Genomic DNA, 12,262 nt, shown 5'->3' on the forward strand with positions numbered 1-12,262 from the left:
GGCGAGCGGGTGTGGTCAGGCGCGGTAGGCGCGCGGGCGCCGGGCGGCGCTCGCCCAGAGGGTGAGGGTGACGGCCAGCCCGAGAGAGCCGACGACCACCAGCACGAGCCCGACGGAGATCCTGGGCCCCGCCTGCGGCTGCGATTCGACGTCCAGGCGCATGGCGCTCTGCTCCTCGGGGGTCGGCGACGGCGTCGCCGTGGAGTAGCCCTTCACGCCCTCGGGAAGTGTCTTCGGCCTGCCGGTGGCGCCCGTCAGGTCGAGGTCGTCGGCGAAGGTGAAGTCGGCGTCCTGGACGTTGGCGCCGCGCAGGACGGCCCCGTCCATCTCGGCGGAGCTGAAACGCGCCTCGCGCAGGTCGGCGTCGCGGAAGACGGCGTTCGGCGCCTCGATCGAGATGAGCTCGGCCTCGTGCAGCTTCGCCTTCGTGAAGTCCGCCTTGCGGGCGTTGGCCTGACCGAGCTTGGCGTCGGCGAGGTCGGCGCCGACCAGCTTGGCCAGCGTGAGGTTCGACTGGCCGAGCACGGCCCTGGTGAGCCTGGCGCCGCTCAGGTTCGCTCGCGGGAACTGCGCCTGGGTGGCGCCCACGTCCACGAGGATCGCGTTCCGCAGGTCGGCGTAGTCGGCGTGCATCTGACCCAGGTCGGCCTCGCTCAGGTCGGCCTCCCTGAAGTCGGTGTACTTGGCGGTGACCTGGGTGAAGTCGGCCTGCTTCAGCGAGGCCCGCCGCAGGATCGCCCCCGTCAGGTCCTTCTGGGCGAGGTCGACGCCGTCGAGCTTGGCGCGCGTAAGGTCGGCGCAGCGCAGCGTCGAGGGCAGCGCGCGGCCCTTGGTGAAGTCGGCTCCGCGCAGGTTCACCCGGTCGCCGGGACGGCACGGCCCCGCCTGGGCGAGCGCGGGAGCAGCCGGCGCCAGCGCGAGAACGGGCACCAGAGCCACGGCGGTGCATAAGGCGAGGGCGATCAGACGGCACGGCAGAGCCACGGCGGTGCGCGGGGCGAGGGCGATCAGACGGCGCAACAGGGCCTCCTAGACACTGGCCCCGAGGTCTGCCAGGCGGGTGGTTTTGCCCCTACTTTACAAAGCGGACCCCCGTCCGCGCGCGGCGAGCCCGGCCGTGCACGCGAAAGCCCCCGGTGACGTTCACCGGGGGCCTTCGCTGTCAGATCAGGAGGCGGAGCCTGTCACCAGTCGCCGCCGCCGAAGTCGCCACCACCGAAGTCGCCGCCGCCGAAGTCACTCCAGCCGCCGCCGCCGCCGAAGTCGCCGCCACCGCCGAAGTCACCTCCGCCACCGAAGTCGCCGCCGCTCGCGTCGGAGTAGCCCTCGGCGTAGCCGGCGCCGTAGCCGCCGTAACCCCAGCCGCCGCCGAGCAGGCTGCCCATCATGGTGCCGACGAACATCATGGTCATGATGTCGCCGAAACCGCCGTAGTAGCCGTAGGCGTAGGGCTGGTAGGCGGGACCCGCGTCGTAGTACGGCCGGTACTGGCCGTTGACCATGACCTGGCGGGTCTGCGGGTCGTAGCCGCTCTCCACCGCCATGGCGTCGGCCGCGCAGGCGGGCACGTCGCGCGGGGCGCCGCCGGGCGGGGCCCAGCGCACATCGCGCACCGAGGGGCCGTGCTGCGGGTTGAAGAAGCAGGGCGCCCGCCGCTCGGGCACGGGCTGGTTGTTGACCTTGGCCTTCACCACGGCCAGCGCGTAGCGGCCGTCCTCGAGCGTCGTGGTGACGTCGCGGACCTGCTCGGCCTGCGTCACCGCGGCGAGCTGCGTCTTGGCCTTCTCGTAGGAGTCGAGGGCGGTCTGCCACTCGGTGATGTTCTGGCCGCCCTGGCCGGCGAGCTTGACGTCGGTGTCGAGCACGGTGATCTCCTCACCGAACTTGGTGACGTCCTCCTCGACGGTCGTCTTGACCGCGGCGAGCTCGGCGGCGCGCTGCGCGGCGAGCTTCTTCTTGCGGTTCTTGGAGTACAGGAAGTAGCCGCCACCGCCGGCGAGAGCCAGCACGCCGATGCCGATCAGCGCGCCCGTGCCCGAACCGCCGGAGCCGGCGGAGCTGCCCGAGTCGAGAGCGGAGGACTTGCCCTGAGCGGCCGCGTTGACGCGGTTGACGAAGTCGCTCATGCCGGTGACGACGTCGTCGTTGCTGCTCGTCGAGAGGTTGGCGAGCTGGCCGGCCAGCCCGCGCTTACCGAAGTTGGCCGCGGCGAGCAGCGAGTTGCCGTCGAGCACCGCGACCGCGTACTTGCCCGTCTTGCCCGCGGACTTCAGCCCGTTGCCGAGGGCGGGAAGGTAGGCGGCGGGGTCGGTGACGGTGCCGTCGGGGAAGGCAGCCACGTAGACGGGCGTGCCGGCGTCCTTCAGCGTGGAGCGGATCTCCGCCTGCTGGTCCGACGTCAGGGTGGCGCCGGAGCCGACGTACAGCCGGTCCTTCTGGTTCTTCCAGTAGGAAACCACCGTGTCGGCGTCGGGTGGAGCCGCGGCGTGCGCGGCGGGCGAAAACGCGAAGACAGCGAACAGACCGGCGATCAGAGCCGCGATCGCGGCCGTCGTCCGGCGCAGCGGATGGGTCATGGGCAGCAAGCCTCCTTCGTCCTTCAGGACGAATGAGCGGTTGGCAAAGTTCCTCTTCTGCGAAACTACCCGCTATGCGTCCTTGATCTCGCAGATGGTCGCGCCCGCGGTGACGGTCTGCCCCACGGTGGCGGCCAGGCCGGTGATCGTGCCGGACTTGTGGGCGGCGAGCGGCTGCTCCATCTTCATCGCCTCGAGCACCACCACCGTGTCGCCCTCCGCCACGCTGTCGCCGTCGGCGGCCACGATCTTGACGATCGTGCCCTGCATGGGGCTGACCAGCGCGTCGCCGCTCGCCGCCGCCTTCTTGGCGCCGCCGGCGGCACGCCGCGCCGGCTTGTTCGCGGCCGGCGCGCGGCTCCCTGAGGCCAACCCGGCGGGCAGTACGACCTCCAGGCGCTTGCCCCCGACCTCCACGGTCACCGTCTCCCTGGCGGCCGGCTCGGCGACCTCGGCGGCCCCCTCGTACGGCGGGATGCCGCCCGCCCACTCGGTCTCGATCCACCGGGTGTGGACGGAGAACGGCTCGGCCGTGAAGGCGGGGTCGTGCACCACCGCCCGGTGGAAGGGCAGCACGGTCGGCATGCCGTCGATCTCGAACTCGGCGAGGGCGCGGCGCGAGCGTTCGAGGGCCTCCTTGCGGGTGCGGCCCGTGACGATCAGCTTGGCGATCAGCGAGTCGAACGTCTGCGGAACGGTCATCCCGGCCTCGTAGCCCGCGTCGAGCCGCACGCCGGGCCCGGCAGGGGCGCGCATGGCGGTCAGCGTGCCGGGCGCGGGCAGGAAGTTCCTGCCCGGATCCTCGGCGTTGATCCGGAACTCGATCGAGTGGCCGCGCAGGACCGGGTCGTCGTAGCCGATCGCCTCGCCGGCGGCGACGCGGAACATCTCGCGCACCAGGTCGACGCCCGCGACCTCCTCGGTGACCGGGTGCTCGACCTGGAGGCGGGTGTTGACCTCGAGGAAGGAGATCGTGCCGTCCTGGCCGACGAGGAACTCACAGGTGCCGGCGCCGACGTAGCCGGCCTCGCGCAGGATCGCCTTGGAGCTGCTGTAGAGCAGCTCGACCTGCTCCTCGGACAGGAACGGCGCGGGCGCCTCCTCGACGAGCTTCTGGTGGCGCCGCTGCAGCGAGCAGTCGCGGGTGCTGACCACGACGACGTTGCCGTGGGAGTCGGCCAGGCACTGGGTCTCGACGTGGCGCGGGCGGTCGAGGTAGCGCTCGACGAAGCACTCGCCGCGGCCGAACGCCGTGACGGCCTCGCGGACCGCCGAGTCGTACAGGTCGGGGATCTCCTCGAGGGTCCTGGCGACCTTGAGGCCGCGGCCGCCGCCGCCGTACGCGGCCTTGATCGCGATGGGCAGGCCGTGCTCCTCGGCGAACGCGGCGACCTCCTCGACGCCCGCGACCGGGTCCTTGGTGCCCGCGACCAGGGGCGCGCCGACCTTCTGCGCGATGTGCCTGGCCTGCACCTTGTCGCCGAGCGCGGCGATGGCGGCCGGCGGCGGGCCGATCCAGACCAGCCCGGCGTCGATGACGGCCTGGGCGAAGGCGGCGTTCTCGGCGAGGAAGCCGTAGCCGGGATGGACGGCGTCCGCGCCGGTCTCCGCGGCGACGCGCAGCAGCTTGTCGATGTCGAGGTAGGTCTCGGCGGGTGACTGGCCGCCCAGCGCGTGGGCCTCTCCGGCGACCTTGACGTGGAGCGCGTCGAGATCCTGCTCGGCGTAGACGGCGACGCTGGCCAGGCCGGCGTCCTCACACGCCCTGGCGATCCGGACGGCGATCTCGCCACGGTTGGCGATCAGAACTTTCCGCACCGACGTCTTTCCTTTCTCCACCGGCCTGCAAAGGAGTCTAGGGGCGGTCACCTGCCCAGGTACGCGCCACCGTTCACATGGAGGACCTGCCCGGTGAAGTGGCCCGCGCCGGGGGAGGCGAGGAAGAGCACCGTCTGCGCGATGTCGTCAGGGGTGCCCGCGCGGCCGTTGCGGGTGCTGTCCACCCGGTGCCTGACGCCCTCGGGGGTCAGCCGGCCGCGGAAGAACTCGGTGTCGAGGACCAGCCCAGGGGCCACGACGTTGGCGGTGCCCCTGGAGCCCAGCTCCGCCGCCAGGTCGGCGGTCCACGACTCGAGGGCGGCCTTGGCCGCGCCGTACGAGCCTGAGCCGGTGCCGCGCGCCGCGATGGAGCCGAGCGAGATGATCCTGCCGCCCTTGACCAGGCGGGGCAGGAGGGCGGTGGTGACCAGGACTGCCGACAGCAGGTTGGCGTTGAGGTTGGCCCACCAGGCCTCCGCCAGGTCCATCAGGTCGTCCTCGCGCTTCTGCCTGTCGAGGTTGGTGTTGCCGCCCGCGTTGTTGACCAGCACGTCGACGGTGCTGGGCAGGTGCGGCAGCGCCTCCTGCACGGCGACGGGGCTGGCGGCGTTGAAGGCGACGTAGGAGGCGCCGCCCCCGAGCCTCTCGGCGGCCTCCTTCAGCACGTGCTCACGGCGACCGGTGATGGTGACCCTGTCGCCCTGGGCGGCGAACGCGGCCGCGATGGCGTAGCCGATGCCGGTTCCGCCGCCGGTGACCACGACCTCGCGCATGGTTGTCCCCCTTATATCCGAACAATCCTCTGGAGGACCATAGCCGCTCGGCATAACGGAGGGCGACGGCGGGGCCGGATGCCTATCGTGAGGGCGCCCGTCGGTCGATCCTGGAGGAGCGTATGACGCACAACTTGCTCGGTGGCAACCCTGCGGAGATGCAGCAGATGGCCACCCAGTTCACCCAGCAGGCCGAGGCGGTGCGCAGCACGATGGCGGTGCTGGACCGGGAGGCGGCCAAGGTCGGCACCGCCTGGACGGGGCCGGGGGCCGAGCGGTTCGGCGGGGCGTGGCAGAACTACCGGGCCGCGTTCCAGCGGATGTCGGAGGAGCTGCAGGAGGCGGCTCGGGTGATCAACACCTATCGCGGCAACATCGAGTCGGCCACCCGCTGACCCCGCTGCCCTCTCGGACACTCCGGCCCGGCGGACAGGTGACTGCCGGGCCGGGGCCTTCTCGCGGAGCGTTTTCAGGGGCGTTTTCAGGGGCGTTCCTGTGCGCGGGCGGGGGTCTTTCCGGTTTTTCCTGGAGGGTCTTCGCCGGTTCTGCCGGAAACGGCTACAGCGCGGCAAAAGGGGCAGGCTAGGCTCTGACTCCGTGATCGGAAGGGTCCTTTTCGCGCTCAGCGTGGCGATGACGTTCACGCTCGTGCCGGTCGCCGCCCAGGCCGCCCCTGCCAGATGCGAGGAGAGGCTGGACGAGGGCCTGACCGAGATCGGCACACCGTGGGCGCTGACCCGCCTCGACCCGCGAAGGGTCTGGCATCTCACCAGGGGCGCGAACGTCACGGTCGCGGTGATCGACAGCGGCGTCGCGCGGCATCCGCTGATCCCGCTCCGCAAGGAGATCGACTACAGCGGCACGGGCAACGGCGACTGCGTGGGCCACGGCACCGCGGTGGCGGGCATCATCGCCGGCCGCTACCGCGGCGACTTCCCCTTCTACGGCGTGGCCCCCGACGTCAGGCTCGTGTCGCTCAAGCAGACCAACAAGAAGACCGGCGACGTCGGCGTCCTCGTCCGGACCATCAAGGACGCGGCCGACATGGGCGTCAAAGTGATCAACATCTCCACTCAGACCACCGACCAGCCGGACCTGAGGGCGGCGGTCTACTACGCCCTCGACAAGGACGTCGTGATCGTGGCAGCCGCGGGCAACTCCGACCCCAAGGAGAAGGACAGCAAGGAGTACCCCGCCGCCTACGAGGGTGTGCTGTCGGTGGGTTCGGTGTCGGCGCAGGGCCAGCGTTCCGACTTCTCCAACACCGAGTCCAAGGTCGATGTCATGGCGCCGGGCCAGGACGTCACCAGTACGTGGCCCGACGGGCTCCTGATGGAGGGGCTCGACGGGACCAGTTTCGCCGCGCCGTACGTGGCCGGGGTGGCCGCGCTGGTGCGCTCTCGTTACCCCAGCCTCACCCAGGAGCAGGTACGGCGGCGCATCGAGGTGACCGCGGACGGCGCGCTCGGCGTCGGCACGGGAGCGGGCATCGTCAACCCGTTGCTGGCCGTCACGGCGGTGCTGCCGGCCGAGCAGGTGGAGCTGGCCCCTCCGCTGCCGCCGCCGCTGCCGAAGGACGCCGTGGCGAAGGTGCCCCCGGTCGACGGACGGGTGATCACGGTGGCCGCGATCGTTGCGGCGTCGGCGCTGGCACTCGCGGGCGCGATCATGGCCGTGCGGCTGGTCATGCCGTTGGGCAGAGCCAGGCGCTGGCGGGCCGGCCGGCCGAATTGATTACGACTTGACGGTGAACTGTCAGGATATGCGGCGAAACTATCGTTACGGGTGGGGCAAATTTGGTTCAATGTGCTCCGATCATGATTTGTCGTTGAAAGGTGGATCATGGACGCCTTGTCGCCGGGAGACCCGGAGCGCTTCGGTGACTACGCCATCGTCGGACGGCTGGGCGAGGGCCCGCGCGGCGTGGTCTACCTTGGGCGCGAGTCCGATGACGGAGAACTGCGCGCCATCAAGCCGCTGACCGGCGAGTCCGCGGAAGACAGCGAGACCCTCGACCGGTTGCGCAGCGTCAAGCGGATCTCCAGCGCCTACGTGGCCCGCGTGTTCGACGTGGGAGTCGAGGACGGCACGCCGTACGTGGTGCGCGAGCACATCGAGGGCCGCACGCTGGCGGAGACCGTCGAAGAAGAAGGCCCGCTCACGGATGACGCGCTCGAGCGGGTCGCCGTCGGCGTGCTCACCGCGCTGACCTCAGCGCATCTGGCGGGGGTCACCCACAGGGGCCTCACCCCGCACAACGTCATCCTCAGCGCGGACGGCCCGCGCGTGACCGACGCGGCCATCGGCGAGCCCGCCGGCGAGCTCGGTTACCGCTCGCCCGAGCAGCTGAAGGAGCTGCGGTACGGCCCGCCGTCCGACGTCTTCTCGTGGGCGGCGACCGTGGTGTACGCGGCCACGGGGCGGGCGCCGTTCGAGCACGAGACGCAGGCCGTGCTGAACGAGAAGCCCGACGTGGGCCCGCTGCCCCAGCCGCTGCGCAGGGTCGTGGTGTCGGCGCTGTCGAAGGAGGTCGCCAAGCGGCCGACCACCTACACCGCGCTGCTGCAGCTCCTGGGGGACAAGAACGCCGACAAGCTCGTGGCGGGCGCGCCCCTGCCCGCGGTGGTCGTCCCCGACCCCGCGCCGCCCCTGGAGGGCACGCTCAGGCTGCCGATGTACCGGACGCCAGAGCCCGAGCCCGCCGCGGCACCGCCTGTGCCGGCCGCGCCCCAGGCGTGGGGCCCGCCGCCGGCCGAGGCGCCGGAGCAGCCCGCGCCGCCGCAGGGCCCGCACCCTGTCGTCTCGGTGCCGGCGCAGGCGCCGCCGCCGAACCGCAGGCCGTTCCCCGTGGGTCTGGTCGCCGCGATGGCGGCGGTCGTGACGATCTCCGCGGTCGGGCTGTGGGGTGCCAACCGGTACGCGGGCACGCAGACCATCACCGCGGTGGCGGCTGAGGGCAGGCAGCCCGCCGACGCCGTACCGAGCCCGAACGGCGAGAGCGCGGTCACCACCTCAGGTAACGGGGTCGGGCAGCCGCAGCCCCAGCCGCAGGGCACGCAGCAGGGCCAGGGCCAGGGTCAGGGCCAGGGCAAGGTGGCGGTGCCGTGGGCCAAGACGCCGGCGCCGGACTCGACGGACGTCATGCCGTTCGAGCTGCCGACCGACGACCCGAACAGCCCGCTGCCCGAGCCGGAGCTGACCTCGGTCAGCTCGCCGGCGCCCGTGCCGACCCAGAACATCGCCGTGCCGCCCCAGACGGTCGCGCCCGTGCCCAGCCCGGCGGTGACGGTGACGGTCGAGCCCACGCGCAAGGCCGAGGACAAGCGCGAGGACAAGCGGGAGGACAAGCCCGAGCACAAGCCCACCAAGACAAAGGAGGGCGAGCCCGAGCCGCCGGCGGACGAGCGTCCGACGCCGACACCCGCCGAGGACCGGCGGCCGCCGCAGCAGGACCCGACGCCGACGCCGACCCGCACGGAGGAGCCGCCGAGCAGGACGCCGGAGCCGAAGCCGACGGAGACGAGGACGGCCGACCCCAGGCCCACCGAGCCGAGGCCGACGGTGACCGTGACCAAGCCGGCGGAGCCCCAGCCCACGGTGACGGTGACCAAACCGTCCGAGCCCAAGCCCACGGCGACGCCGACCAAACCGTCCGAGCCCCAGCCGACGCCGACCAAGCCTTCGGAGCCACCCGCCGAGACGACCAACCCGTACACGCCGGCCCAGGCCTGCGGCGGCGGCGGGTTCTACGTCCAGCGTCAGGCGAGCTTCGCCGGTGGCACGACCTACCAGCTGTACAGCGACAGCACCGGCTACAACTGTGTGGTCACCATGAAGACCGCCAAGATCGGTCAGCTGACCAGCGTCAGCGCGACCCTGGAGGTTCAGGGCAAGTCTCCCGTCACCGACAGCGGCTCGTACAAGTACTACGCGGTCGCCAAGGCGTACGGGAAGGGCAGCTGCGTGAAGTTCTCCGGCAGCACGGACCAGGGCAGCACCAGCTCCGGTTTCGCCAACTGCGGGTGAGCCGCCTGATACACGTAAGTAACCAGAGCTCGACTTCTGCGAAATGAACCGGGCGGATCATGGCCGAAAGGCGTGATCCGCCCGATTCATTTCCTGGGAGATCCTATGAGCGAGCCGCCACAGCTGGACGCGGACTTATCCCAGCACACCGTCGCCGCAACCACCTTCCGCGACATCGGCGCCGACTTCGTCGCGGCCGTGAACCACGCCGTCAGGGAACTGGAGGAGCTCGGCAACTGGCCGATCGAGGAGGAGTCGGATCGGAAGTTCGCCGAGTGGTACGCGCCCAAGCGCGTGGAGATGATGAAGCTGCTCGGCCAGTTCGGGCTGGCCTACGGCGACGTCGGCGACAAGCTGTCCATCATGCGGGACAACGTGGCGGTGGCCGACTGGGCCAGCGCCGACGACATGACGGTCCAGGACGTCCCCGTCTACGAGCTGCCGGACCTGCAGGGCTTCATGCCGAAGGGCCCGATGCCGTGATCGCCGCCGCCTTTCCCGTCAACCGCCTGATGATGACGTTCATGGCAGGCACCGCAGGCACGCTGGTGGGCCTGCGCGTGTGGGCGGGAGTCGTCGCCCCCGAGGCCTCGCCGGACAAGCTGCGCCGCGCCGCGCAGATCTTCGACGAGCTCGCCGACGCGATCGACGGAGGCGACGACCCGAAGAGCGGGCTCGCCTACCGGGCCGACCAGGCCTACGCCTCGGTGGTCAAGGACAACACGGGCGCCGGGATCGACTCTTTCTCCACCGTCTACAACACCAACATCAGGCCGCTGCCCGCCGCTTTCGTGGCCGACCTGCGGGTCGTGGCGATGGTCTGCACGGCCTACGCCAAGATCGTCGACGATGTGCGCCGCCGCTTCGCCGAGGTCGAGAACGACCTGCTGCAGATGGTGTGGATGGTCATGTTCCAGCCGATGACCACGTGGCTGTACGCCGTGGCCACCGTCAGGATCGTCAAGCTGATCAAGACGGCGCGGCTGCTCAAGGCCCTCTTCGGGGCGAACGCGGCCAAGATCTTCAGCGCGGGGTTCCCCTCGTACGCGCTGACCACTCTCGTCTACGCGACGGTGGACGGCATCGCCTACGCCGGTGGTTCCGTCGGCATCAAGGCCATGGTCAACCTCGCCCACGGCCAGCCGGTCGGCTCGGCGAAGGAGAACGGCGCCGAGTTCATGCGGATCTGGGCGGGCAACACTGGTTATGTCCTGGGTTACGACGCCGCCAAGTTCCCTCTGCGGAACCTGCCGTCCAGCCGTCTCACCGAGTTGTACGCCAGGCTGGCCGGCTCCGGCCTCGGCTACACCCCCACCTACAACCTGTCCGACGGCACGGACGGCCCGATCGCCACCACGCCCGAGGAGTGGGCGGGCAAGATCGAGGGACACGGGCTGCGCGCGCTGATCTTCCCGCCCGGCTGGCTGCCCGGCCGCTAGTACGGCCGGTAGCCGCCGCCCCGCTCCAGGGACGCGATGCCCGGATGGTGGGCCAGGTCGCCGTAGCGCTGGTAGGTGTAGAGGACGCCGGCGATGATGTTGTCGACCGGCTCCAGGATCCGCTTGTGGCCCGGCAGGCTGTGGGTGTCGAAGGTGGGCGGGATCGTCTGCATGAGCCCCTGTGAAGGCACGCCGTTGCGGGCGTTGATGTCCCAGTTGTTGATCGCGCTCGGGTTGCCGCCGGACTCGTGGTGGATGATCGTCCAGATCCGCTCGATGTCCTTGGGGTCGTTGGGGTCGAGGTCGCTCACGTCGATGCCGCGCCTGCGCATGATGCCGGCCATCTCCTCCGATCTGATGACCCGCAACGCCTCCTTGATCCACTCGACCACCTGGGCGCGCGGCGCGGGCACGTCACCCGCCGAGGAGACGCCACCTCCGCCGTAGCCGCCACCGCCACCGCTGCCGCCCGCGCCCCCGCCGCCCGTCGTGCCGGCGCCCGCGAGGTCGGTGGTCCGGCTCAGGTCGGTGCGCGTCCACTGTGTCTTGGTCCCGTTGCCGGGGACGAAGTCACGCTCGAGCGGGTTCTTGATGTTCTTGAACGTCTCCTTGCGCAGCTTCAGGGCGTTGCCGATGGCGGTCCTGGCGTCGTTGACGGCGGTGTTCGCCTTCGTGACCTCGCTCTCGGCATCGGACACCGCCTTGGTGCCTATGTCCGTCAACCCCTTGGTCACGCCGTCCGGGTCGTCGGGGTTGAGCTTGGCCCAGTCGCGCCTGTACTCGCCCGCGCGGACGAGCAGGTCCTCGCGGATCCACCTGACCTTGCCCTCCACGGTCTCGAGCACACCGGCCGCCGCCTCCACGGCGTTGGCGCAGCCCGCCAGCGCGTCGTGCATCCCGTCGCCGGCCTTGCCGTAGCCCTCCATGTACGACTGGAAGGAGGTCGCCGAATCGCCGTGCCACACCCGGCCCACTTCCACGACGGCCTTGCCGAGCTTGCCGGTCTCGTCCAGGGCCTCACTGGCGATCGTCCGCCATTGCGAGGCCATCGTGCGGATCGCCCCTGGGTCGCAGGTGACCTTGGTCACCAGCGCGTCGAGCTTGGCCAGGCCGGGAACGCTCGCGTCGCTCATGGCTGGTCGGCCGCGCGGATGTTCGCCTGCACCTTGTCGAGGGCGCGCTCGACGCCCCCCAGCTTCTCCCTCGCCTCGCCGAGTTCGCCGGTGATGTGGTCGCGCCAGATGGCGTCGATGTCCGCCGCCAGGTTCTGCGAGTTGTCGTACTTGCCGAAGATGTCGGCGTCGGTCACCTTGCTGGGCGGCGGCGTCTTGTCGGGCAGAATGTCGGCGGGAATGAGCACCTTGGCCGCGTTCGCCGCGACACCGGCGCATTCGTCCAAGGCTTGGAAGTAGACATCGAGACCCGCCACCGGCTGCGCCTCCCCGAGATGCGTATCTGGACAAGATCGAGCATAGCGGTCAGGGAGTTTCGTCAACATTCGCGCAGAGAAGCCGTTGTCCGAGGTCGTCCCCGCGGACGAGCCCGAGCCGATCGTCGTGCGCACCTGACCCGGCGAGCTCGCGGCGGGACGAGGACCTGTGCGGAATTCTCGACCGGCTTCGTCGAGAGT

The 12,262-nt window shown here is 70.7% G+C and carries 11 protein-coding genes; 5 read left to right on the forward strand and 6 right to left on the reverse strand.

Annotated elements, in window-relative coordinates; translation table 11 throughout:
• Positions 1-15: 15 nt before the first annotated feature.
• From ACWDLG_RS15365 to ACWDLG_RS15380, 4 genes are all read right to left on the reverse strand, one after another.
• Positions 16-1,020 carry a pentapeptide repeat-containing protein gene (locus ACWDLG_RS15365; RefSeq protein ID WP_449920150.1) on the reverse strand — a complete coding sequence of 335 codons (1,005 nt, stop codon included), beginning with the start codon at positions 1,018-1,020 and terminating at the stop codon, positions 16-18.
• Between the two features lie 164 nt (positions 1,021-1,184).
• Positions 1,185-2,576, reverse strand: a complete 1,392-nt coding sequence (locus ACWDLG_RS15370; protein WP_449920152.1) for a hypothetical protein — start codon at positions 2,574-2,576, stop codon at positions 1,185-1,187.
• A gap of 72 nt (positions 2,577-2,648) precedes the next feature.
• The gene (locus tag ACWDLG_RS15375; RefSeq protein ID WP_449920155.1) at positions 2,649-4,394 is read right to left on the reverse strand and encodes an acetyl/propionyl/methylcrotonyl-CoA carboxylase subunit alpha; all 1,746 of its coding nucleotides are present in this window, start codon (positions 4,392-4,394) and stop codon (positions 2,649-2,651) included.
• Positions 4,395-4,441: 47 nt separating this feature from the next.
• Positions 4,442-5,167: an SDR family oxidoreductase gene (locus ACWDLG_RS15380; RefSeq protein WP_354906182.1), complete on the reverse strand. Its 726-nt coding sequence runs from the start codon at positions 5,165-5,167 to the stop codon at positions 4,442-4,444.
• 122 nt (positions 5,168-5,289) lie between these two features.
• Between ACWDLG_RS15380 and ACWDLG_RS15385 the strand changes: the two genes are divergently transcribed.
• The 5 genes from ACWDLG_RS15385 to ACWDLG_RS15405 all read left to right on the forward strand — a co-directional run bounded on the left by ACWDLG_RS15385 (position 5,290) and on the right by ACWDLG_RS15405 (position 10,632).
• Positions 5,290-5,562 (forward strand): WXG100 family type VII secretion target, encoded by a 273-nt coding sequence (locus tag ACWDLG_RS15385; protein WP_354906181.1) that lies wholly within the window; start codon positions 5,290-5,292, stop codon positions 5,560-5,562.
• A 202-nt stretch (positions 5,563-5,764) separates the two neighbouring features.
• Positions 5,765-6,901, forward strand: a complete 1,137-nt coding sequence (mycP, locus tag ACWDLG_RS15390) for a type VII secretion-associated serine protease mycosin (RefSeq protein WP_449920158.1) — start codon at positions 5,765-5,767, stop codon at positions 6,899-6,901.
• 108 nt (positions 6,902-7,009) lie between these two features.
• Entirely contained in the window at positions 7,010-9,193 is a 2,184-nt protein-coding gene (locus tag ACWDLG_RS15395; protein WP_449920160.1) for a protein kinase domain-containing protein, read from the forward strand.
• 105 nt (positions 9,194-9,298) lie between these two features.
• Positions 9,299-9,676, forward strand: coding sequence for a hypothetical protein (locus ACWDLG_RS15400; RefSeq protein ID WP_449920162.1), 378 nt, complete (start codon positions 9,299-9,301; stop codon positions 9,674-9,676).
• A gap of 41 nt (positions 9,677-9,717) precedes the next feature.
• A complete protein-coding gene (locus ACWDLG_RS15405; RefSeq protein ID WP_449920163.1) occupies positions 9,718-10,632 on the forward strand; it encodes a hypothetical protein in 915 nt (304 codons plus the stop codon).
• Here the strand turns inward: ACWDLG_RS15405 and ACWDLG_RS15410 are convergent.
• Positions 10,629-11,765 carry a WXG100 family type VII secretion target gene (locus ACWDLG_RS15410; protein ID WP_449920164.1) on the reverse strand — a complete coding sequence of 379 codons (1,137 nt, stop codon included), beginning with the start codon at positions 11,763-11,765 and terminating at the stop codon, positions 10,629-10,631. The genes ACWDLG_RS15405 and ACWDLG_RS15410 overlap by 4 nt on opposite strands.
• Positions 11,762-12,196, reverse strand: a complete 435-nt coding sequence (locus ACWDLG_RS15415; protein WP_449920167.1) for a hypothetical protein — start codon at positions 12,194-12,196, stop codon at positions 11,762-11,764. The genes ACWDLG_RS15410 and ACWDLG_RS15415 overlap by 4 nt, the downstream gene beginning before the upstream one ends.
• Between the last annotated feature and the right edge of the window lie 66 nt (positions 12,197-12,262).

The organism is Nonomuraea sp. NPDC003727 (assembly GCF_053586935.1).